Source organism: Lentzea sp. NPDC003310, from assembly GCF_040610935.1.
GTDB lineage: Bacteria > Actinomycetota > Actinomycetes > Mycobacteriales > Pseudonocardiaceae > Lentzea.
On the sequence record NZ_JBEXNC010000001.1, the window covers coordinates 263,443 to 282,639 of the forward strand.

Genomic DNA, 19,197 nt, shown 5'->3' on the forward strand with positions numbered 1-19,197 from the left:
GCCGGCCGTTCAGCCCGGCGTGTCCAGGTACGCCTTCGCCTGCAACGTGAACAGCTCGGCGTACCCGGCCTCGGCCGCCATCAGCTCCTCGTGCGTGCCGTACTCGGCGACCTTCCCGTGCTCCAGCAGCAGGATCCGCTCCGCCTGCCGCACGGTCGAGAACCGGTGCGAGATGTACAGCGTCGTGCGGCCCTCGGACAGTTCCCGCAGGCGCGCGAACAGGTCGTGCTCGGCCTGCGCGTCGAGCGCCGACGTCGGTTCGTCGAGCACCAGGATCGGTGCCTCCCGGTGGAACGCCCTGGCCAGCGCGATCTTCTGCCACTCGCCGCCGGACAGGCTCACGCCCTGGTCGAACCAGCGGCCGAGCGGGCTGTCGTAGCCCTGCGGCAGCCGTTCGATCCGCTCGTCCGCGCCGGCGCGGCGGGCCGAGTCCTCGACGTGCGCCCTGTCTTCGAGGCGCGTCAGGTCGCCGAGGCCGATGTTCTCCGCGGCCGTGCCCTGGTAGGTCACGTAGTCCTGGAACATCGCGCTGATCCGCGTGCGCAGCTCGACCGGGTCGTACTCGCGGATGTCGACGCCGTCGAGCAGGATGCGGCCACCGGTCGGGTCGTAGAGGCGGCACAGCAGCTTGAACAACGTCGACTTGCCCGCGCCGTTGCGGCCCACGACCGCCACGGTCTCGCCGGGCCGGATCTCGAAGCTGACGTCGTCGAGCGCGGGTTCCTGCGCGCCGGGGTAGCTGAAGGTCACCCCGTCGAACTCGATGTGTCCCTCCACTGTGGACGGCATCGGCCGGGGCTCCAGTGGTGCAGTGATCTCCGGCAACGTGTCGAGGAACCGGTACAGGGTGTCGAGGTAGAGGTTGTTCTCGTACATCCCGGAGAACGCGGTGAAGAGCCCGGACACCGACGTCTGCACGGACGCGGCCGCCGCCGTGTACAGCGCGAGGTCCCCCAGCGTGAGCCGGCCTCCGACCGCCTCCAGCGCGATGTACAGCGTGATCGCCGACCCCGCGAACGTGCTCAGCAGCCCCCAGGACGTCGAGCTGACGTTGCGGTTGACGGTCAGCTTGCGCTGCCGTTCGTAGGAGACGGTGCCGAGCCGGCGGAACCGGTCGACGAAGTACGGGCCGAGCCCGAAGAGCTTCGTCTCCTTCGCGTACGTGTCGGTGGTGACGAGCGACGACAGGTAGTCCATGCGGCGCTTGATCGGCGACATCACGAACGTCAGCCAGAAGGCGCGCGTGCCGTACTTCGACTGCGAGATGAACGCCGGGATCGGCGCCAGCAGCGCGACCAGGGCGAGCAGCGGGCTGATCGAGACGAGCAGCGCGATCATGCTGCCGAACGTGATCAGCGTCCGCAGGAGCCCGAGCGCGGAGTTCATCATCGACAACGGGCGCGTCGGCGCCTCCTGCGCGGCCTGGCGCAGCATGTCGTAGGACGCCGAGCCCTCGAAGTACGCGAGGTGCAGGTCGCTGGCGTGCGCCATCACCCGGTGGCGGATGGTCAGCGTCATGCGTTCCTGCAGCAGCGACTGCGCGATCGACGTCAGCGCGCTGCTGACCGCGGTCGCGGCGAGCACGCCGAACTGCAGCAGCGCGACGTTCACGATGTCGCGCGTGGTGCCGGTGCCCTGGATCGCCGCGACGACGGAGTCCAGCAGCAGCTTGGCGATGTACGCGGTCGCGGTCGGCAGCAACCCGGACAGCAGCGTGATCAGCGCCAGCAGGACGGTCAGCACCGGGCTGGCCTGCCAGGTCAGCCGCGCGACCTTCGGCAGGCCGCGGACGGTGCCCACCACGGACGTCCGCACGCGCCGCAGCCGCGACCGCAGGTCCTTCGGGCCGTCGTCCGGCTTGGCCTCGGGGATGTCGACCGGCCCGGTGAGCCCGCTGTCCGGCACCGTCGTGGGGGTCCGGCGGCGTCCGCGCCGGCTCAGCACGAACTCCACGCCGCCCGGCATCATCCGGCCTCCACGGCGCCGTGCAGGAAGAAGTCGACCACCTGGCGCGTGGTGGGAGCGTCGTCCGAGGCCATCCGGCGGCCGCCGAACAACAGGGTCAGGAAGAGGGCGGCGAGCTGCTCCGGCGGCAGCCGCAGCCGATCCGCGTCCGGCGTGAACAGCTCGACCACGGCCTCGCGGATGGCGGCCATCGACTCGCGGCGCCCGCCCTTCCAGGTGCCGCGGTGCTCGGGGTGCCTGGGCCGGCCGGACGCGCGCAGGGCGCCCATCAGCGCGCCCATCCGTTCGAGGTGCGCGCCCAGTGCCTCGGCTGCCTCGACGAGCCGGTCCTCCAGGGGCTGGTCGAGGGGGATCTCGGCGATCGCGTCGAGCACCTGGTCGGGCTTGAGCGCCTCGGCCGTGCAGGCGTCGAACAGCTCGTCCTTGTCCTTGAACGCGCGGAAGATCGTCCCCTCGCCGATGCCGGCGGCGCGCGCGATCTGGCTGCTGGTCACGGTGGTGCCGTGCTCGACCAGGAGCGGCAGCACCGCGTGCACGATCATGGCGCGCCGGTCCTCGGCGCTCATGCCCGGCGCTCGACGCCGGGTCTCGGGTGCTGGTGTCATACCCCGATGATGCGGAGTGAGCGCTCACTCCGTCAAATGGGTATCCGTTTGCGCAGGTGAGAACTGGTGCGCACCCTCGTGAGGTGCGCACCAGGCGCTCTCAGTCCGTCAGCTCGACGCGGGCGTGCGGAGAGCAGAACCCTGTCACCCGGTCGAGGACCGTGCGCAGCACCTCGGCCGCGTCGTCGTCCTCGGCGCGCTCGACCCCGGCCGTCAGCTCGGCGATCAGGGCCGCCCGCCCCGTGCCGGCGGCGTTGGCGGAACGGAGCTCCGCCACCAGCGCCTCGACGTCGCCACCGGACGCCGTGGCGTCCACCAGCGCGGCCCGTTCCTCCACGTCCACCGGCACTCCTTCCGCCCCTGCCCCCGCGCACGGCTGTGGGGGAGCGGGAGCGATTGTCCACAGAGGTGCCGTGGAGTGCACGTAGTCGCGGTACTCCTGCAACGGCATGCGCCCGGCCGGCGAGAGGAACCCGTGCGTCAGGAGGGCGGGGTCCGGCACGTACTGGAGCTCGTTGGGCACCAGCTGGTTCGTGTCGAGCTGCCACACCCTCAGCGCGGCCTTGTTGTTCGTGCCGTTCCAGGGCGGACCCTGAGGTCGCCGGTGCGGGGGCAGGTTGCACCCGCTTCCCGGCGCCACGGACGTCCCCTGAGGGGCGCCCGCGTTGGTCGGCGCGACCCACGGAACCCCGTTGTAGAGGGTCGTGACGACGTCGGCGTTGCGCACGCCGAGCTCGTCACCGATGGCGTCGCCGACGACCGGCAGCCCGCCCGGCGCGAGCAGGATCCCGCGGTAGATGAGCGGCATCGTCGCCTACCTGGCGTGGTTGTAGGCGACGAAGCAGTAGCTCGCCACACCCGCCGGGTTGTCGTGCACGTCGTGCGCCGAGGCGGTGACCATGTAGCAGTCGACGATCAGGCCGTCGGGGAAGTTGAAGCGCTTGGAGAACGGCGTCCAGTCGAGCGACTCCTCCTTGAACCGGGAGGCGAACAGCTGGCCGAGGTTCTGCGAGATCTCGATCGAGTCCGCCGGCGCGATCGAGTCCTTGAAGACCACCTGCAGGTAGGCGGTGATGTCGGAGATGCCGTTGTCCTTGTCCCAGATGATGATGTCCTCGGCCGCGGCGATCGGCAGGTCGCCCGTCGTCGGCTGGGAACGCAGCCCCTGGTAGTAGTAGCCGTACTGGGACGCGAAGTTGGTCTCGCAGTACTGCCACGTGTCGGTGGAGATGATGGCGCCGTCGTCGCCCGACCCCACCTCTCTCGTTCTCTTGTCGGCGTAGGCGGCACCGGCGAGCAACGCCTCGGCGGCTTTCGCCAGTGCCTCCAACGCGATCGGCGCGAGGATCTTGACGACCGTGGTCACACCCTGAGCCATGACTGACCTCCCGATTGGACGTTCGAACCTGCCCAGCCAGGAGTACGGCACCGTTGAGATCCAAACAATGTCCCGCTCGGGGACCACCCGTCCGGGACCACCTGTGAGTGACGGGTGGCACGGCCCGTCACCGTTCGGGCGCCTCCAGGGGCAGCAGGACCTGGAACCGCGTGTCGCCCGGCACGGACTCCACGCGGATCGACCCGTGGTGCTTGTTGACCACGATCCGCCACGAGATCTCCAGCCCGAGCCCGGTGCCCTCGCCGACCGGCTTGGTGGTGAAGAAGGGCTCGAAGATCCGGCCCTTCACCTCGGCCGGGATGCCGGGGCCGGTGTCGCCGATCTCCACGACGAGGTGCCGGTCCTCGCCGAACGTCCGCACGGTCAGCGTGCCGGTGCCGCCCATCGCGCCCAGGGCGTTGTCGATCATGTTCGTCCACACCTGGTTGAGCTCGCCGGCGAACGCGGGGATGCGCGGCAGTGCGCGGTCGTAGTCCTTGACCACCCGCACGTCCGAGAGCTTGCCGCCGAACATGACGAGCGTCGAGTCGAGCAGCTCGTGCACGTCGACCACCTGGAACGGCGCCCGGTCCATCTGCGAGTACTGCTTCGCGGCGCCGACCAGGGTGGACACCCGCGTGGTGGCGTCCTCGATCTCGTTCATCAGCATCTCGGTCTCGACCGTGTACCGCAGCCAGTGCACGGCGGAGCCCGTCATGGCGGCGGGGCACGCCGTCAGCGAGCTCTCCAGCCACTCGACGTCCAGCCCGGCCGCGACCAGGACCGGGGCGACGTCCCAGCCGCCCGCGATGCCGTGGTCGTCGAGCCAGTCGGAGACCTCGTCCTCGGCGTCGCTCGTCTCCAGCGGGCTCAGCTTCGGCGCCTTGGCGACCCGTTCGACCGCCTTCTCCTGCAGCTTCACGAGCGCCGGCAGCTCGGTCGGGTCCAGCGCGCCCTGGGCGAGCAGCGCGAGCTTGTGCCGCATGCCCGCGACCCGTTCGCGCAACGCCGCCGTGGCGCGCACGGCGGCCGCGGCCGGGTTGTTCAGCTCGTGCGTGAGACCCGCGGACAGGGCGCCGAGCGCGGTGAGCCGCTCGTGCTGGCCGACCGTCGCCTGGGTGTTGCGCATGCCCCAGAACAGGCCCTCCAGCAGGTGCATCGCCATCGGGAACCACGTGCGGATCATCGGCCCGATCTCGTCGGCGTCGAACTGCAGCATCGACGTGTCGGTGATCGACTCGACGGTCATCTGGTACGTCGGCTGGTCGAGCTCCAGGTACGCCTGGGTGGCGCCGAAGTACGAGCCGCGCAGCTCGCTGCGACTCACCTCGATCCGCCGGCCGCCGATGGTGCGGCAGAGCGCGACCGTGCCGCCGAGCAGCACGAAGAAGCACGTCGCGGGCTCGCCCTCGGTGAGCACGGGCGTGCCGGCCGCGCGGGTCTCGACGTGGCCGTGCGCGGCCAGCCAGTCGAGCTGGGCGTCGTCGAGCTTCTCGAACAGGAACAGCTCGCGCAGCTCCGCCGGGGTGAGCCTCTCCATCAGGACCTCTCCAGGTAGCGGTGCACCAGGGTGACGGCCATGGCGCCCTCGCCGACCGCGGACGCGACCCGCTTCACCGACTCCGCGCGGACGTCGCCCGCCACGAACACGCCGGGCAGGTTCGTCTCCAGGTGGTACGGCGCGCGTTCCAGGTCCCAGCCGGGCGGGGAGCCGCCGAGGTCCGGGCCGGCGAGCAGGAACCCGCGGTCGTCGCGCTCCAGCGTGCCGTCCAGCCAGTCCGTGCGCGGGGCGGCGCCGATGAAGGCGAACAACCAGCTCGCCTCCACCGTCGTCTTCTCGCCGGTCTTGGTGTGCACCAACGTCAGCGTCTCCAGGTGGCCCTCGCCGGTGCCGCCGCAGACCTCGGTGTGCGTGCGCACCTCGACGTTCGGGATCGCCGCGAGCTGGTCGATCAGGTACCGCGACATCGACTGCTCCAGCGAGTCGCCGCGCACCAGGACCACGACCTTGCGCGCGTGCCCGGAGAAGTAGACCGCCGCCTGGCCCGCCGAGTTCGCGCCGCCGACCAGGTAGACGTCCTGGCCCGCGCAGTTCGGGCCCTCGGTGGTCGAGGCGCCGTAGTACACGCCCCGCCCGGTCAGCTCGCCGAGGCCGGGCGCGTCGAGCAGCCGGTAGGACACGCCGGTGGCGAGGATGACGGTGTGGGCGGAGAGCTCGGTGCCGTCGCCGAACCGCACGACCCGCGCGGACCCCCGCCGTTCGAGGGCGACGACGTCGCGCGTGGTGAGCAGCTCGACGCCGAACTTGACCGCCTGCCGGCGCGCCCGTTCGGTGAGCTGCCCGCCGGACACGCCGTCGGGGAAGCCCAGGTAGTTCTCGATCCGGCTGCTCGTGCCGGCCTGGCCGCCGGTCGCGATCCGCTCCACCAGGACGGTCCGCAGTCCCTCGGACCCGCCGTACACCGCCGCGCCGAGCCCCGCCGGCCCGCCGCCGACGACGATCAGGTCGTAGAAGTCGGCCGACGGCTGCGTGGTCAGGCCCACCTCGGCGGCGAGTTCGGCGTCGGTCGGGTCGACCAGCGCCGTGCCCTGTGCGGTGACCACGACCGGCAGCGTCGTGCCGTCCTGGTGCGCCGCGGTGAGCAGGCACCGCGCCTCCGGCTCGTCGAGCGCGTGCCAGCGGAACGGGACGTTGTTGCGCGCCAGGAAGTCCCGCACCTCGTAGGACCGCGGCGACCACCGGTGCCCGACCACCCGGACCCGTTGCGGAGGCTGCCGGTCGCTCACCGCCCACGCGCGCAGCTGCTCGTCGAGCACCGGGTAGAGGTTCTGCTCCGGGGGGTCCCACGGCTTGAGCAGGTAGTGGTCGAGGTCCACGACGTTGATCGCCTGGATCGCGGCGTCGGTGTCGGCGTACGCGGTGAGCAGCACCCGGCGGGCCTGCGGGAACACGTCCATGGCCTGTTCGAGGAACTCGATGCCGCTCATCTGCGGCATCCGGTAGTCGGCGAGCAGCGCCGCCACCTCCTCGCCGCGCAGCTTGATCTCGTGCAGCGCCTCGAGCGCCTGCGGCCCGGACTCCGCCCGCACCACGCGGTAGTGCTCGCCGTACTTGCGGCGCAGGTCGCGCGCGACGGCCCGGGACACGGCCGGGTCGTCGTCCACCGTGAGGATCGAGGGTCGCGCCACGCGGTCGGCAGTCGTCATGTGTCCAGTCAAACACCAGAACTCGCGCGGGACAGCAACGGAGGTATGTTCGTGCCGTGGCAACTACTTGCGAACACGTAGCCGAGCTGGGCGCCGAGCCCGCACCGTCCACCCCGGAGGGATGTGAGGACTGCCTGGCCGCCGGTGGCAGGTGGGTGCACCTGCGGCTGTGCCTGGGGTGCGGCAAGGTCGCGTGCTGCGACTCCTCGCCCGCCAAGCACGCCTCGAAGCACTTCGCCGACGAGGGGCACCCGATCATCCGCTCGTTCGAGCCGGGGGAGACCTGGCGCTGGTGCTTCGTGGACAACACGATCGTCTGACGGTTCCGGTCGAGGGGTGGGGGCCGCCGCGACGGGCGGCGCCCACCCTTCGTTCACGTCACGGGCCTGGGCCGGCGAGGACGCGACCGCCGTGACCCCGGCACCGTCCTCGACCGAGCAGGCCGCCCGGTGGCACGCCGGGTCGCCGGGCCCCACCCCGGCCGTCGGGCCGCGGCCCCGGCCCGTTCGATCGAGCAGGCTGGCCGGTTCCGCCTACACTCGCCGGGCATGTCCGTCCTGCTGCGACTGCACGGCGTGCGTCCGGCCGAGGTGTCGGCCCGCTGCTCGGCGACCGCCGAGCTGATGGCGTGCCTGCACGTGCTCGCGGAGCCGGGCCACCACCCGGACCGGCGCACGTGGGTGCGGACGGTCCTCGCCGACCTGCCGGAGCCCGCGGCGGCGGACTGCGTCGCGTTCGCCCCGTTGTGGGCGCGGTTCCGCACCCGGCTGCTGCTGCCGCTCACCGCCGAGGGCGCGGGTGACCTGGAGACCGAGCTCGACGCCATCGCCGCCCTCGACCTCGGTGTGTTCATCCAGATGGCCGGGATGGCGATCTTCGGACTCCGGCAGAACTTCGGCTGGCCGCTCGACGACGGGGCGAGTGCGCGGGAGTTCGTGCGGGCGTGCGGGGAGCGGTCCACGAGGCGCGGCGTGCTGGCGGCCGAGCTGGTGGCGGACCCCGAGCGGTTCCGCGTCCGGCTGCTCGGCCTGCTGCGGGTCGCGGGGGAGACGTTCTTCGGCGTGCTGTGGCGGCGGCTGCGGCCCGCGCTCGACCGGTCGGCGGACCGCGTCGGGGCGTCGCTGCGCACCGAACCGCTGCCGCTGGTCGTGGGCTCGCTCTCGCCGAACTCCGTCATCGACGTCGCCGAGCACACCGTCGAGTTCAGCAAGCTCCAGCAGGCGACCGTGACGGTCCGGGGCCGCGGGCTCGTGCTCGTGCCGACCCACTTCGGGTCGCCGCACCTGCTGGTGAAGGACGAGCGGGTGAAGGGCGGGCCGCAGCCGCCGGTCGTCGTGCAGTACCCCGCCGAGCAGCACGGCCCGCGCGGCGCGGACACGCTCGACAAGATCCGGGAGCGGATGCTCGTGCTCACCGACGCGGGCCGGCTGGAGATCTGCCGCCACCTGATCAACGAGCAGTGCACCACCACCGAGCTGGCCTGGCGGACGGGGATGACCCAGCCGCAGGTCTCCCGCCACCTGCGCAAGCTGCGCGAGGCCGGACTGGTCGTCTCCGCGCGGCACGGGCGCACCGTCCAGCACCGGATCCAGACCAGCAGGCTCTACGGCATCGGCTACGACCTGGTCGCCGGCATCGTCGGCTGACCATTACCGCACCCGCGGTAATCCACGGCTCCCCGGCACGGACCCGGACGCATACTTGGCGCCTCGCCGCCCGACGTCCCCAGGAGTGCCGATGAAGACGCTTCGCCGCCTGCTCGCCGCAGCGCTCGTCGTGTCCACAGTGGCCGGATGCGCCGCCGGGGCCACTGTGGACACCTCGACCCCCCGCCGCGGCGGGGAGCTGGTCGTCGCGAGCATGCCCACCGCGCTCGACCCCGTGTACTCGACGCTGCGGAGCAACTGGCTGGCCGCCGCGACGATGTGCGAGGGGCTCTGGGAGAACGACGCCCGCATGGGCGTGCACAACGGCCTGGCGCAGGACTTCCGGTACGACGGCGCCACCACCTACACCGTCCGGCTGCGCGAGGGCGTCACCTTCCACGACGGCCAGCCGCTGAAGGCCGGGGACGTCGTCGCGTCGCTGAAGCGCTACGGCGGCAGCAGCCCCGGCGCGACGTTCGGCAAGATCCTCGCCGGCGTCTCCGCCACCGACGACCTGACCGTCGTCATCGAGCTCAAGCAGCCCAGCTCCGCCGTGCCCGCGCTGCTGTCCACTCCGGACACCGCCGCGTACGTCATGCCCGCCTCGCTCGTGGCCGGCGTGCCGCCGAACAAACCGTTGCCGCGCATCGTGTGCACCGGCCCGTACCGGCTGCGCGAGTTCGTGCCCGACCGGCAGGTGGTCCTCGACCGCTTCGACGGCTACCGGGGCCGCGCCGAACCACCGGACGGCGCCAGCGGCGGGAAGACCGCGTACGCCGACCGCGTGAAGTTCGTGCCCTACAACGAGTCCAACGTCCTGAACCAGCTGCGGACCGACGCGGTCGACATCGCCCCGTCCGGCCCTCTCATGGACCAGCTGCCGAGCTACCGGCGCGACGACAAGCTGAACCCGGTGGTCGTGCCGGGCGGCCAGTTCCGGATCGTGCAGTTCAACCTCAAGCAGGGGCCGGCGACGAACCCGAAGCTGCGCCAGGCGGTTCAGCGCGCGCTGGACCCGGAGCAGATCGCGTTGCAGAGCCTCGGCTCGATGGAGAACTTCCTCGACGACTCCGCGATGTTCCCCCAGACCTCGCCGTGGCACTCGGCCGCCGGGAGCCAGGTGTACCAGGCCGCCCCGGACGTCGAGGGTGCGCGGAAGGCGCTGGGCGAGGCGGGCTACGACGGCACGCCGCTGCGGGTGCTGTACCGGCCGAGCCGCGACCCGCACGCCGAGCTCGTCCGCCAGCAGCTCGCGGCGGCCGGCATCGCCGTCGACCTCCAGGCCACCGACGAGACCAGCTTCACCTCCCGCCGCGCCGACCCCGCGCAGTGGGACCTGTTCCTCGCCACCGGGACCAGCTACTCCGACCCGTTGACGGTGGTGTTCTTCGGCTCCGGCTTCCCCGGCTGGTGGAACACCCCGGCGAAGAACGAGCTGATGAACCGGATCCTCTCCGGCGCGGACGCCGCCGCCCGGCAGGCCGCGTGGACGGCGCTGCAGGAGCTCGTCTGGACCGACCTCCCGTTCGTGAAGCTCGGCTTCGAGGGCAACCTCGCCGTCACCAGCACGCGCATCGGCGGGTTCACGCCGGCGCTCGGCACGGTCCGCGGCTTCTACAACATCTGGCTCGGCCGGTAGCCCCTCCTCGTACGAAGGAATCCCATGCTGCGACAACGTTTCTCGGAGCTGGTGCGCGACCGGACCGCGATGGCGGGGGCGGCACTGCTCGGACTGATGGTCCTGCTCGCCGTGCTGGCCCCCGTGCTCGGCGGCGACCCCTACCGGGTCGACCCCACCAGCACGTTGCGCCCGCCCAGCGCGAGCCACTGGTTCGGCACCGACGAGAAGGGCCGCGACCTGTGGACGATGGTGGTCCACGGCGCCCGCACGTCCCTGGCCATCGGCGCCGTCACCACGGCGCTCGCCGTCCTCACCGGGTACGTCCTTGGAGTGCTCTGCGGCTACTTCCGCTGGGTCGACGCCGTGGTGATGCGCGTGGTGGACGGGCTGATGTCGTTCCCCTCCATCGTGCTGGTGATCAGCCTCGTCGGCGTGCTCGGCGACGGGGTCGCGACGATGGTCACCGGCCTCACCGTCGTGCTGATCCCGATGGTCACCCGCGTCGTGCGCGGCGCCGCGCTCGCGGTGAAGGCGATGCCGATGGTGGAGTCCACGACCTCGCTGGGCTCGCGGACGAGCTGGGTGCTGCTGCGCTACGTCGCGCCGGAGGCGTTGTCGGTGACGATCGTGCAGGCGGCGCTGGCGTTCTCGGTGACGGTGTTGTCCGTGGCGGCGCTGAGCTTCCTCGGCATCGGGCTGCCTCCCGACGTGCCGAGCTGGGGCACCAGCCTGTCGGCGGCGCAGCAGTACTTCTACTCGGCCTGGTGGATCGGGGTGTTCCCGGGCCTCGCGATCGTCCTGACCGTGCTCGGGCTCGTGCTGCTCGGCGACGGCCTCCGCGACGTGTTCGACCCCCGGTCGGCGAGGAAGTGAGAACCCCGTGACCAACTACCTGTTCAAACGGCTCGGCGCGCTGCTGCCCACCGTCGCCGTCCCGATGGTGCTGCTGTTCGTCATGCTGCGACTGGCGCCAGGCGACCCCGCGGCGGCCATCGCGGGCGACTCGGCGACCTCGGAGGAGATCGCCGAGGTCCGGTCCCGGCTCGGGCTCGACGCCTCGCTGTGGCAGCAGTTCCTCACCTGGCTCGGCCGGGTCGTCCGGCTCGACTTCGGCAGCTCGCTGTTCTCGGACCGGGCGGTGTCCGGTCTCGTGGCCGAGCACGCGCTGGTGACGGTGCAGCTCACCGTTCTCGCGCTCGCCGTGGCGGTGCTGATCGGCCCGGCGCTCGGCATCGCGGCCGGCACGCGGCGGCACGGCCTGCTCGACCGGGTGCTGGTCTTCGGGTCGTCGGTCGGCATCGCGCTGCCGAGCTTCTGGCTCGCCGTCCTGCTGATCGCCGTGCTCGGCGTGGTGTGGCGGGTCTTCCCGGTCGCGGGGTACGTCCCGTTCACCGAGGACCCCGTGCTGTTCCTGCACCACCTCGCGCTGCCGGCGATCTCGCTGGGGCTGCTGGAGGCGGCCACGCTGTTCCGCTACAGCCGGGCGGGGGTGCTCGACTCGCTGCACCAGCCGTTCGTGACCACTGCCCGGTCGATGGGTCTGCCCGAGCGCACGGTGATCCGCAAGTACGTCTTCCGCGCGGCCGTGGTGCCGATGGTGACCGTTGTCGGCCTGACCGCCGGGTCGTTGATGGGCGGGGCCGTGGTCACCGAGTCGATCTTCTCGATCCCGGGACTGGGCCAGCTCCTGCTGACCGCCGTGCAGCGCCGCGACTACCCGGTGATCGAGGGCTGCATCTTCTTCATCGCCGTGGTCTACGTCCTGCTCAACCTCGTGATCGACCTTCTCTACTCCCTGCTCGACCCGCGCATCCGCTACTGAGGAGACGGCGTGCACACCACACAGGAGCCAGTACTGCGCGTGTCCGGGCTTTCGGCGCGCATCGGCGACCTCACGCTCGTGCGGGACGTGAGCTTCGAGGTCCACCGCGGCCGGACGCTCGCCGTCGTCGGCGAGTCCGGGTCGGGCAAGAGCATCACCGCGGCCGCCGTCATGGGCATCCTGCCGCCGCAGATCAGGGCGGAGGGCGCGGTGCGCTTCGACGGCGCGGAACTGCTCGCCGAACCCGCGAAACGCCGCCGGGCGCGCGGGGGAGCGGAGATCGGGTACGTGTTCCAGGAACCGATGAGCGCCCTGCACCCGTTGCTGCGCATCGGAACCCAGATGATCCGGCCGTTGCGCCACCACCTGGGGCTGAGCCGCGCGCAGGCCCGCGACCGCGCCGCCGAACTGCTGGAGCAGGTCGGGCTGGGCCGGGAGCGCAAGGTGCTCGACGCCCACGTGCACGAGCTCTCCGGCGGCATGCGGCAACGGGTCATGATCGCCATGGCGATCTCGTGCGGCCCTCGGCTGCTGCTGGCCGACGAACCGACCACGGCGCTCGACCCGACCGTGCAGCAGCAGATCCTGCGCCTGCTCGCCCGGCTGCGCGAGGAGCTCGACCTCGCCCTCGTGCTGATCAGCCACGACCTCGGCCTGGTCGCCCGCTACAGCGACGAGGTGCTCGTGATGTACGACGGCCGGGTCGTCGAACAGGGCCCCACCGCCCGCATCCTCGAGCAGCCCGAACAGCCCTACACCCGCGCGTTGATCGACGCCGCCCCGCGGCTCGGCCGCCGCGTGGACCGGTTGCCCACGATCGACCGCGCGGTGCTGGAGCAGACCCGTGCGACGGCAGGAGGTGCCTGATGGACGTGGTGCTCGATCTCGACGGGGTGGGCAAGGACTTCGCCTCCGGCCCGTTCTTCGCCCGCCGCCGCACGGCCGCCGTCACCGAGGTGAGCCTGCGGGTGCACGCGGGCGAGACCGTGGGCCTGGTGGGGGAGTCGGGCAGCGGCAAGTCGACGCTCGGCCGCATGGCCGTGGGCCTCCTGCCGCCGGACCGCGGTCGCGTGACCGTGCAGGGGCAGCCGCTGTCCTCGTTGACGCGGAAGAGGATGCGCCCGTTTCGGCGGAGGATGCAGATGGTCTTCCAGGACTCGTCGAACTCGCTCAACCCGCGGATGACGCTGGAGGACCTGCTCGTCGAACCGTTCCGGGCGCAGGGCCTGCACACCAGGTCCGACCGCCGCGCCCGTGCCGCCGCCCTGGCCGACGAGGTGGGCCTCGCCCGCACGGGTCTCTCCCGCCTGCCGCACGAGTTCTCCGGCGGCCAGCGGCAGCGCATCTCCATCGCCAGGGCCCTCGCGCTGGAACCGGACCTGCTGGTCGCCGACGAACCCGTCTCCGCCCTCGACGTCTCGGTCCAGGCGCAGATCCTCAACCTGTTCAAGGACATCCAGCAGGCGCGCGGCTTCGCGATGCTGTTCGTCTCCCACGACATGGCGGTGGTCGAGTTCGTCAGCGACCACGTGGCGGTGATGCGGGCCGGCGCGCTCGTCGAGGTCGGCACCCGCGACGAGGTCTTCGACCACCCGCGCGAGCCGTACACCCGCACCCTGCTGGACGCCGCACCCTCCCTGTGACGGCGACGAAGAGAGGACCCGCATGACCGTCGACGCGGCCACCACGACCGGCCCGCTCCCCGGTGCCACCGCCGTGGTGCTGGAGCCCTACGGCACCGACCGGATGGAGCGCTACGACTACGTCCAAGAGGAGTACCTGGTCTCCGGCACGGCGGCCGGAACCCCTTACGGCACCAGGATCCTGATCCGCCGCCCGGCCGACCCCGCCCGCTTCAGCGGCACCGTGATCGCCGAGCCCAGCCACATCTGGGGCGGCACCTCGGTGTGGCGGGCGATCAACCGGTTCGTCATGCGCAACAACCACGTCTGGGTCGAGATCGACTCGCAGGCACCGTCCGCGATGGGCCTGGTCGCGGCTGCCGACCCCGAGCGGTACCGCTCGTTCACGTTCGCCGACAGCCCGCTGTCCCAGCAGTTCGCCGCCACCATCCCGTTCTCCCCGGACGCCGACTACGCCCACGTCGTGGCGGAGTACGACGCCTTCATGCGGCTCTGGTGGGAGGCGACCCCGCAGTCACCGGAGATCCTCGCCCAGGTCTCCGCCGCGCTGCGGAAGGGCCTGCCCACCCTGCGGGCCAGGAAGGTCTACCTCGGAGGCATCTCGCAGACCGGCGGCGTGGTGCGGGAGTTCGTCCGGCACCACCACGACCGCCTGCGCCTGCCCGGCGGCGGCCCCGCGTTCGACGGCTACCTGCCCGGCGCCTCGGGAGGTCCCGCGCTGCCCGACGTCGACGTGCCGGTGATCGAGGTGCTGGGCGAGGCCGAGTTCCAGAGCGTCCGCCGCCGGTGCGGCGTGGGCGGCCAGGTGCGCGGCCTGAGCCACCGCCGCCCCGACAGCGCGACCTTCCGGCTGTACGAGGTCGCCGGCATGGCCCACCGGGAGACCCGGGAGATGTCCGCCGCCGACCGCGATCGCCTGGCCGGCTGCCCCCTCCCGCCCGGCGCGCGCTGGAGCACGTTCCCGAACAGCCACGTCCACCACGCGCTGTGGCAGTCGCTGCTCGACTGGTCCGACACCGGCCGCCCGCCCGCACCGGGAAAGGTGCTGGAAACGGCCGGCGACACCGACGAGATCCTGCGCGACGACCACGGCAACGCGCTCGGCGGCTGGCGCACCACCCACGTGGACGTGCCGACCTCCACCCTGACCGCCGCCACCCCGCTCGGCCGCCCGAGCTGGTACCACGGCAGCGAGACCCCGTTCGACGCCGGCACGTTCGACGCGCTCTACGGCTCCGTCGAGACGTGGCGGCGCCGGGTCGGGGACCGGCTGGAGCAGTACCTGCACGAGCAGACCTATCTGCCGATCGATGCCGAGGAACTGCGCCGCTAGCCGAGGTCGCACTCCCGGGCGGCGTCCTGCAATGCGCGCAACGCAGCCCGGCCCGCCGGACGGTTCGTGCTGCTGTCCCGCCACAACGCGAACACCCTCCGCCGGGGAGCGGGCCGCAGCGCCACGAACCGGACGCCCTCCGGTGTGGCGCCGCGGCCGAGGCGCGGGATGATCGCGGCGCCGAGACCCGCCGCCACCAGTGCGAGCTGGGTGGAGTGCTCCGACGCGGTGTACGCCACCTGGCCTTCGATCCCGTTGCGGCGCAACGTGTTCTCCAGCCAGCCGTGGCAGAGCTCGTCGCTCGGCCAGCCCACCCAGTTCTCGTCGCGCAGCTCGTCCAGGGCGAGTTCGGCCCGGCCGGCCAACGGGTGTGCGGCGGGCAGCGCCACGTCCAGGACGTCGTCGAGCAACGGGGCGGACAGCACGGTGCCGGGCACGGCCAGTGGTTGCTCCGGCCAGTCCTGCACCACGGCCAGGTCGACGTCGGCGTGCCGCAGCCGTGCGATCGACTCGACCGGTTCCAGCTCCACGAGGCGTGTGGACAGTGCCGGGTGCCGTTCCCGCAGGGCCTGCAGCATCCGGGGGAGCAGACCGCGGGCTGCCGTGGCGAACGCGGCCACCGTGAGCGTGCCGGCCACGGCGCCGCGGTGGTCGGCCAGGTCGGTCTCGACGAGCTCGACCTGGTGCAGCAACCGGCCCGCGTGCTCGGCGAGCAGTGCGCCGACGTCCGTGAGGCGGATGCCGCGGCCCTGCCGTTCCAGCAGGCGCTGGCCCACCTCGCGTTCCAGCCTGGACAGCTGCTGGGACACGGCCGAGGTCGTCACGTGCAGCGCGTCGGCGGCGCCGCGGACCGACCCCGTGGTGGACACCGCGTGCAGCGTCCGCAGGCGTTCCAGGTTCAACACATTAGCGATGCTACGCGATCGACCGAAGAATGTTTCGATTGTCTTAGCGAAAGAGGAACGGCAGGGTCGACGTCGACCACCACGATCCCTCCAAGGAGATTCCGTGCCTTCCCACCAGATCGTCCTCGGCGGCGACCTCCCGGTGCACCGCCTGGGCTTCGGCGCCATGCGGCTGCCCGCGCACGACCCGGCGGCGGCGCACGCCCTGGCCCGCCGCGCGGCCGACCTCGGCGTCACCTTCTTCGACACCGCGGACTCCTACGACCTCGGGCGCAACGAGGAGTTGCTGGCCGAGGCGCTGCACCCGTACCCGGACGGGCTCGTCGTGGGCACCAAGGCGGGGCAGTGCCACCCCGGTGACGAGTGGATCCCGCTCGGCCGCCCGGAGTACCTGCGCCAGCAGGCGGAGCTTAGCCTGCGGCGGTTGCGGGTCGAGCGGATCGACCTGTTCCAGCTGCACCGGGTCGACCCCGCCGTGCCGCTGGCGGACCAGATCGGTGCGTTGCGCCGCCTGCAGGACGAGGGGAAGGTGCGCCACGTCGGGCTGTCCGAGGTGTCCGTCGCGCAGATCGTCGAGGCGGAGCGGATCACGCCGGTCGTGAGCGTGCAGAACCGCTACAACCTCGACGACCGGCGTTCGGAGGACGTGCTGGAGCACTGCGCGCGGCACGGCATCGCGTTCCTGCCCTGGCTGCCGATCGCGCGCAGCGTCCGGCCCGGCTCACCGGTGGCCGAGGTGGCCCGCCGGTTCGGTGTCACCTCGGCGCAGGTGGCGCTGGCGTGGCTGCTGCGGCGGTCGGAGGTCGTGCTGCCGATCCCCGGCACGTCCTCGCCGCGCCACCTCGAGGAGAACGTCGCCGCCGCGGACGTCGAGTTGCCCGACGACGACTTCGCCCTCCTCGACCGGCTCGCCTACTCGAACACCCCGTAACCCGCGACGGCGTGGGCGCGGACGCCGTCCATGTCGAGCTCCACGCCGATGCCCGGGGTGTCGGGGATCGTGATGTAGCCGTCCTTCACGATCGAACCGCTGCCGTCGGGTGCGTGCACGTAGCTGTCCCACACGGCCCGTTCCTCCAGGGCGTGCCACTCCTGCACGAGGAAGTTCGGGATGGCCGCGCACTGGTGCGAGGTCGCCATCGTGCCGAGCGGTGTGGACACCAGGTGCGGTGCGAACGGGATGTAGTGCATCTCGGCGAGGTTGGCGATCTTCTTGGCCTCCGCCAGCCCGCCGCACTTCGGCACGTCCGGCTCGATCACGTCCACCGCGCCGCGTTCGAGCAGGTCGCGGAAACCCCAGCGCAGGTAGAGGTTCTCGCCCGCGCAGATCGGCGTCCGCGTCTGCTCGCGCACCCGCACCAGCGCGTCCACGTTCTCGGCCGGGAGCGGTTCCTCCAGCCACATCAGGTGGAACGGCTCCAGCTCCCACGCGATCCGGCACGCGCTCGGCACGTCGTAGCGCGCGTGCAGGTCGATGGCGAGGTCGACGTCCGGCCCGATCGCCTCCCGGACGGCGGCCACACGCGCCACCATCGACCGCAGCTCGGCGGCGTTCACCGTGTGGTTGAACTCGTCGAACTTGGCGGGGTGGTGCAGGTCGTCGATGTCGAACTTGAGGGCGGTGAACCCCTCGGCGACCATCCGCTGGGCCCGGTCGACGCACCCGGAGACCGACCCGGCGGGGTCGTCGCCGTCACCGCAGTCGGCGTAGAGGCGGATCCGGTCGCGGAACTTCCCGCCGAGCAACCGGTGGACCGGCTGGCCCGCGGCCTTGCCCGCGAGGTCCCACAGCGCGATCTCGATCCCGGACAGGGCGATGACGAACACGCCGCCCTGGGGACCCGCGAAGACCTTGTTGCGGCGCAGCTTCTCCCAGCACCGCTCGACGTTGCGGGGGTCCTCGCCGAGCAGCAGGGGGGTCAGGAACTCGATCATCCCGACGACGGCTCCCGCGCCGGCGTCGGGGTTGGCCTCGCCGAAACCGCTGAGGCCCTCGTCGGTGTCGATCCGGATGAGCGTGGCCTCGCCGTGGTAGGCGACCACTGCCGTGGTGACGTTCACGATCCGCATTGCTCTCCCGTCGCCGGGTGGTGCAGGTGAACGGACTCTTGCGGTCCCCAACTTGTCCGATAAGCTGATGACATGGACAGGGGACAAGAGTCTTCGGACGTTGTCAAGGTCCGCACCCTTCCGGTTCAGGTGGCCGCACTCCTGACCCGGCGCATCGTGAGCGGCGAGATCGAGGACGGCCGGGGGCCGTCGGAGCTCGACATCGTCCGGGAGTTCGGGGTGTCCCGCGTGGTGGCGCGGGAGACGCTCAAAGTGCTCGCCTCGCTGGACATCGTCGACGTGGCGCAGGGCCGCCGCGTCGTCGTGCGCCCGCCCGCGGAGTGGGACTACCTGAGCCCCCTGCTGGTCGAGTGGCTGCCCGCCGAGATCGTCGGCGAGCTGCTGCAGGAGCTCGACCAGATGCGCGTGCTGCTGGAGCCGGAGCTCGCCGCGATGGCCGCGGCCATCGTCACCGACGAGACGCTCGACCGGCTCCGCACCGGGATCGGCCGCATGGCGGCGCTCGAGGAGGACCCCAACGCCTACCTCGAGGTCGACCACGAGTTCCACATGGAGATCTGCCGGGCGGCGAACAACCGCATCCTCGACCGGATCATGTACTCGGCCCGCTGGCTCGGCACCGCCAGCAGGCGCATCACCAACGAGGCGCCGGCCGCGCTGTGCAAGGCCACCGCCGACCACACCGAGATCTACGAGGCGCTCGTCGCGCGCGATCCGGACCGTGCCCGCGCGGCGATGCGCAAGCACCTCGCCAACAACTCCACCCTCCTCGCGGAGAAGGAGCAGCAGACCAGGAAGGCCGAGCGGCGCCGCTAGGGCGTCGCACGGCCGCACCCGCCAGACAACGCATCAGCAGTTCGGCGTCCTTCGCCGCGTGCTCGACCCGGCAGCAGGGTCCTCGCCCCGCTGTCCCGCCGGTTGCAACGTCGCCCCGTCGGTACGCGTCCGCTCGGCCGGACGCGGGAGGAGTTGTTGTCATGGAAGCGAAAACGGACTTATCCA

General features: G+C 71.7%; 18 protein-coding genes. 10 read left to right on the forward strand and 8 right to left on the reverse strand.

Features of this window, described 5'->3' with window-relative positions; all coding sequences use genetic code 11:
• Nucleotides 1-9: 9 nt before the first annotated feature.
• The 6 genes from ABZX02_RS01260 to ABZX02_RS01285 form a co-directional block, all read right to left on the reverse strand.
• A complete protein-coding gene (locus ABZX02_RS01260; protein ID WP_355294353.1) occupies nucleotides 10-1,965 on the reverse strand; it encodes an ABC transporter ATP-binding protein in 1,956 nt (651 codons plus the stop codon).
• A complete protein-coding gene (locus ABZX02_RS01265) occupies nucleotides 1,965-2,531 on the reverse strand; it encodes a helix-turn-helix domain-containing protein (protein ID WP_355294354.1) in 567 nt (188 codons plus the stop codon). Before ABZX02_RS01265 ends, ABZX02_RS01260 begins: the two co-directional genes overlap by 1 nt.
• Before the next feature lie 139 nt (nucleotides 2,532-2,670).
• On the reverse strand, nucleotides 2,671-3,378 hold the full coding sequence (locus ABZX02_RS01270) for a hypothetical protein (RefSeq protein WP_355294087.1): 708 nt from the start codon (nucleotides 3,376-3,378) through the stop codon (nucleotides 2,671-2,673).
• Between the two features lie 6 nt (nucleotides 3,379-3,384).
• Nucleotides 3,385-3,948 (reverse strand): hypothetical protein, encoded by a 564-nt coding sequence (locus ABZX02_RS01275; protein WP_355294088.1) that lies wholly within the window; start codon nucleotides 3,946-3,948, stop codon nucleotides 3,385-3,387.
• Nucleotides 3,949-4,075: 127 nt separating this feature from the next.
• On the reverse strand, nucleotides 4,076-5,488 hold the full coding sequence (locus ABZX02_RS01280) for an ATP-binding protein (protein ID WP_355294089.1): 1,413 nt from the start codon (nucleotides 5,486-5,488) through the stop codon (nucleotides 4,076-4,078).
• Nucleotides 5,488-7,137, reverse strand: a complete 1,650-nt coding sequence (locus tag ABZX02_RS01285; RefSeq protein ID WP_355294355.1) for an FAD-dependent oxidoreductase — start codon at nucleotides 7,135-7,137, stop codon at nucleotides 5,488-5,490. The genes ABZX02_RS01280 and ABZX02_RS01285 overlap by 1 nt, the downstream gene beginning before the upstream one ends.
• 74 nt (nucleotides 7,138-7,211) lie before the next feature.
• Between ABZX02_RS01285 and ABZX02_RS01290 the strand changes: the two genes are divergently transcribed.
• The 8 genes from ABZX02_RS01290 to ABZX02_RS01325 all read left to right on the forward strand — a co-directional run bounded on the left by ABZX02_RS01290 (nucleotide 7,212) and on the right by ABZX02_RS01325 (nucleotide 15,220).
• The gene (locus ABZX02_RS01290; RefSeq protein WP_355294090.1) at nucleotides 7,212-7,475 is read left to right on the forward strand and encodes a UBP-type zinc finger domain-containing protein; all 264 of its coding nucleotides are present in this window, start codon (nucleotides 7,212-7,214) and stop codon (nucleotides 7,473-7,475) included.
• Between the two features lie 228 nt (nucleotides 7,476-7,703).
• Nucleotides 7,704-8,801 (forward strand): DUF5937 family protein, encoded by a 1,098-nt coding sequence (locus tag ABZX02_RS01295; RefSeq protein WP_355294091.1) that lies wholly within the window; start codon nucleotides 7,704-7,706, stop codon nucleotides 8,799-8,801.
• Between the two features lie 91 nt (nucleotides 8,802-8,892).
• The gene (locus tag ABZX02_RS01300) at nucleotides 8,893-10,440 is read left to right on the forward strand and encodes an ABC transporter substrate-binding protein (RefSeq protein ID WP_355294092.1); all 1,548 of its coding nucleotides are present in this window, start codon (nucleotides 8,893-8,895) and stop codon (nucleotides 10,438-10,440) included.
• A gap of 24 nt (nucleotides 10,441-10,464) precedes the next feature.
• The gene (locus ABZX02_RS01305) at nucleotides 10,465-11,295 is read left to right on the forward strand and encodes an ABC transporter permease (protein WP_355294093.1); all 831 of its coding nucleotides are present in this window, start codon (nucleotides 10,465-10,467) and stop codon (nucleotides 11,293-11,295) included.
• A 7-nt stretch (nucleotides 11,296-11,302) separates the two neighbouring features.
• Complete coding sequence (locus ABZX02_RS01310) at nucleotides 11,303-12,244, forward strand: ABC transporter permease (RefSeq protein ID WP_355294094.1); 942 nt, start codon at nucleotides 11,303-11,305, stop codon at nucleotides 12,242-12,244.
• Between the two features lie 9 nt (nucleotides 12,245-12,253).
• The gene (locus tag ABZX02_RS01315) at nucleotides 12,254-13,111 is read left to right on the forward strand and encodes an ABC transporter ATP-binding protein (protein ID WP_355294095.1); all 858 of its coding nucleotides are present in this window, start codon (nucleotides 12,254-12,256) and stop codon (nucleotides 13,109-13,111) included.
• Complete coding sequence (locus tag ABZX02_RS01320; RefSeq protein WP_355294096.1) at nucleotides 13,111-13,887, forward strand: ATP-binding cassette domain-containing protein; 777 nt, start codon at nucleotides 13,111-13,113, stop codon at nucleotides 13,885-13,887. The genes ABZX02_RS01315 and ABZX02_RS01320 overlap by 1 nt, the downstream gene beginning before the upstream one ends.
• Nucleotides 13,888-13,909: 22 nt before the next feature.
• Nucleotides 13,910-15,220 carry an alpha/beta hydrolase domain-containing protein gene (locus ABZX02_RS01325; protein ID WP_355294097.1) on the forward strand — a complete coding sequence of 437 codons (1,311 nt, stop codon included), beginning with the start codon at nucleotides 13,910-13,912 and terminating at the stop codon, nucleotides 15,218-15,220.
• On the opposite strand, the gene ABZX02_RS01330 is transcribed toward ABZX02_RS01325, so the two are convergent.
• On the reverse strand, nucleotides 15,217-16,125 hold the full coding sequence (locus ABZX02_RS01330; RefSeq protein WP_355294098.1) for a LysR substrate-binding domain-containing protein: 909 nt from the start codon (nucleotides 16,123-16,125) through the stop codon (nucleotides 15,217-15,219). The genes ABZX02_RS01325 and ABZX02_RS01330 overlap by 4 nt on opposite strands.
• Nucleotides 16,126-16,228: 103 nt before the next feature.
• Here ABZX02_RS01330 and ABZX02_RS01335 point away from each other — a divergent pair, with 103 nt between their 5' ends.
• Nucleotides 16,229-17,056 carry an aldo/keto reductase gene (locus tag ABZX02_RS01335; RefSeq protein ID WP_355294099.1) on the forward strand — a complete coding sequence of 276 codons (828 nt, stop codon included), beginning with the start codon at nucleotides 16,229-16,231 and terminating at the stop codon, nucleotides 17,054-17,056.
• On the opposite strand, the gene ABZX02_RS01340 is transcribed toward ABZX02_RS01335, so the two are convergent.
• The gene (locus ABZX02_RS01340; protein ID WP_355294100.1) at nucleotides 17,038-18,195 is read right to left on the reverse strand and encodes a mandelate racemase/muconate lactonizing enzyme family protein; all 1,158 of its coding nucleotides are present in this window, start codon (nucleotides 18,193-18,195) and stop codon (nucleotides 17,038-17,040) included. The genes ABZX02_RS01335 and ABZX02_RS01340 overlap by 19 nt on opposite strands.
• A gap of 72 nt (nucleotides 18,196-18,267) precedes the next feature.
• Here ABZX02_RS01340 and ABZX02_RS01345 point away from each other — a divergent pair, with 72 nt between their 5' ends.
• The gene (locus ABZX02_RS01345; RefSeq protein WP_355294101.1) at nucleotides 18,268-19,011 is read left to right on the forward strand and encodes an FCD domain-containing protein; all 744 of its coding nucleotides are present in this window, start codon (nucleotides 18,268-18,270) and stop codon (nucleotides 19,009-19,011) included.
• The last annotated feature ends 186 nt before the right edge of the window (nucleotides 19,012-19,197 follow it).